General features: G+C 52.0%; 3 protein-coding genes. All 3 read right to left on the reverse strand.

Annotated elements, in window-relative coordinates:
• Positions 1-4: 4 nt before the first annotated feature.
• Positions 5-1261 (reverse strand): hypothetical protein, encoded by a 1257-nt coding sequence (locus AC3DKE_RS00065; RefSeq protein WP_411729460.1) that lies wholly within the window; start codon positions 1259-1261, stop codon positions 5-7.
• A gap of 156 nt (positions 1262-1417) precedes the next feature.
• A complete protein-coding gene (gene asd / locus AC3DKE_RS00070) occupies positions 1418-2281 on the reverse strand; it encodes an archaetidylserine decarboxylase (RefSeq protein ID WP_411729459.1) in 864 nt (287 codons plus the stop codon).
• 94 nt (positions 2282-2375) lie between these two features.
• Positions 2376-2725, reverse strand: a 350-nt coding sequence (locus AC3DKE_RS00075; RefSeq protein ID WP_487989643.1) for a 4'-phosphopantetheinyl transferase family protein, incomplete at its 5' end; no start/stop codon positions are given.

The following is a 2725-nucleotide window of genomic DNA, read 5'->3' on the forward strand; positions in this document are numbered from 1 at the left end:
TTGCTTACAGACCTAGCAGGCCGAGTAAGCCACCAATAGGAGCCAATGGTGTGCCAGCTAATGCGCCAGATAGTGGACCTGTGCTACCTGTACCACCGGTTGGTAAGCCGCCGCCGAGCAAGTCACCTAGTAATGGGATGCCTGCTAAAGGATTGTCACCACCAGTACTGCCTGTAGCGCCACAATTACCTGTCAGCTTCAGTGGGCAAGTTAGCGCACTTAAAGGATTTAGAAGCGTTGGTAGTAAACCATCAGTACCAGCAAGAGGAACCAAGATTGCGCCCAATGAATCCGTCAGTTGGTTAATACCAGCTTGGATTTGTGGGCCAGCGGTACTTGCTAGCTGGCCTGTTGGGTCTAGACCGATCAGGGTGCCAGTTAAGTTGCTTAGCAAATTGTTCAATAGGGCTTGCAGCTCTGCTGCAGTGCTTGGCTGTTCAATCTGATCCAGAACGCCACCGAGATCAACCAATGTGTCGGACAGCAGTACGAGTACGCCACCAACAATCGGGGCTGTAACAACTTGGTCTGGCAGGTTGTCACTCAGTGCAGTACCAAGTTGTGCAACACCTTGGCCGAGCTGATCAACAATCTCACCGTTGGCACCACCATTTTGGATGGCTAATAGTGGGCCTAAGATGGCGTCTAATGGTGTGCCAGTTGGTCCGCCAGCAGGTGTGCCTGAGCCACCTAATGTGCCAAGTGCTTCTAGGGGCGTACCAGCGAATGGGTTGCTACCACCACCAAATAGAGCAATCAATGCATCTAATGGTGAGCCGCCAGTACCGCCGCCAGTAGTGCCACCTTGTGATCCGCAGTTACTCACTGCGCTAGGGTCGGCCAAGGCCATTAATGCATTAGGCAAGTTGACTGTCAGTGATTGCAATGCAGTTGATAAGCTGTCGCCACTGGCCAATAGAGCTGCCTGCAGAGCCGCTGGGTCCTGCGTGCCTAGTGTGGTATTCAGGCTGCCGAGCAAATTGGTTAGTAGGGCGTCGGGACCATCAACAAGATCGTTTACTGTTGGGTCTAAGCAAAAGACTAAGGCGCCTAATGGATTATCAGTGCCAATAAGGCCTGCAAGGCCAGTCAATGTGCCGCTGAGTTGAGTTTGTGTGTCGTCAAGAATTAGGCGTGGGCCAGTACCACCGCCAGTACCACCGCCACCAGTAGTATTGCTATTGCCATCAGCGCCGCAGGCAGCAAGACCAAGTGCTAGCGCGCAGCTAGCAGCTAAGCGAGTAAATTTAGATGTGTTCATATAAGCCTCGGCAAATCGTGGCGCTGCAAAACCGAGGTCGAGCAGCACATATGGGTAATTTGGTTACGGTGCGGATTGTAAACGTCAAACGCACTTGGATTTGTAGAGCTTTTGTAAACAACTGTATAGGACTGCCTGGTCATATACATAAACGCATTACTTTTTGCTTAAAACATAGCCTAAACGCTGGCCCATGCGTGTCGAGCTGCTAGTTACAAATTCCTTTTCCCAGCTCATTACGTTTGGCCCGAAGAGAATAATGGCGGTGGAGCCGAGGCGGAAGCGGCCTAATTCGTCACCGCTGTTTAGTGTGATTTGCTCATGGGCTGCAAAGTCGCGCGTGCGGATTTCTGAACCTATAGCTTCGACGCCGCCCCAGACAGTTTCAATGCTGGCGACAATCATCGCGCCGACTAAAATCACAACCATGGGGCCAGCTTCGGTGTCGAAATGGGCTACTAAGCGTTCATTGCGGGCAAATAAGTTGGGCACGGTTTGCGCGGTGAGGGTGTTGACCGAAAATAGATCGCCGGGCACATAGACGCTGCGCGTGAGCTTGCCAGTGAGTGGCATGTGAACGCGATGATAATCACGTGGCGATAAATACACAGTGGCGAACTGGCCGCCAATATACGCTTGCGCACTTGTGTTATCGGCGAGTAAATCGCTGAGGCTGTAGTCGTGGCCTTTGGCTTGGAATACACGGTCATTGGTGATGGGGCCAAGCTGCGAAATAGCGCCATCGGCTGGGCAGAGAATGCTGTCGCTTTCGGTGCACAAAGGCCGTGCGCCAGGTTTTAATGCGCGCGTGAAAAAATCGTTGAAGCAGGCGTATTGCGACAAGTCTGGCTCTAGTGCTTCGCTCATGTCGACGTTATAGCGTTTGGCAAAGCGTTGAATGAAAGTATCTTTTATCCATGGTGTGGTGCTGGAGGCAATTTTGCCAACGAGGCGCGAGAGCCCGTGTTGCGGTAGCAGATATTGCACCGATGTGCGCAGGCGGTCGACTGTGAGAGCCATGGTATTAATTTCCTAAAAGTAATGTCGCGATGGTAATGCACAGATGATCTGGCATAAAGCGTTCGAAGGCAGTGGGCGTATTGTTTACGACGTGTTACAGCGCGAGTGCTGCTGGCCAACTCAAGCTAAGGACGCCAATTTCGGTTGGCGCTGCATTGGGTTCGTTTAGCGAAACAGTGAGGCTATGCCATTGGCCGAGTTGAACGTGCTCGATGACTGCGGTGGCCGTGTTGAGGCTTTTTAGATCGATGCGCAAACCCATGCCTTGAGCTTTAACGACCGCCTCTTTACGTGTCCATATGCTTAAAAAACCAAGATCAGTGTCAGCGAGGCTATGTTCATTTGGGTGGTAGTAGCGGTTAATTAAGGCTTCTCGCGATCGTGAGCGACCGAGCACTTCTAGATCTATGCCCAAGGCTCCAGCTAGAGTTTCCGACTCCGACT

It is taken from the genome of Paraperlucidibaca sp. (assembly GCF_982810325.1).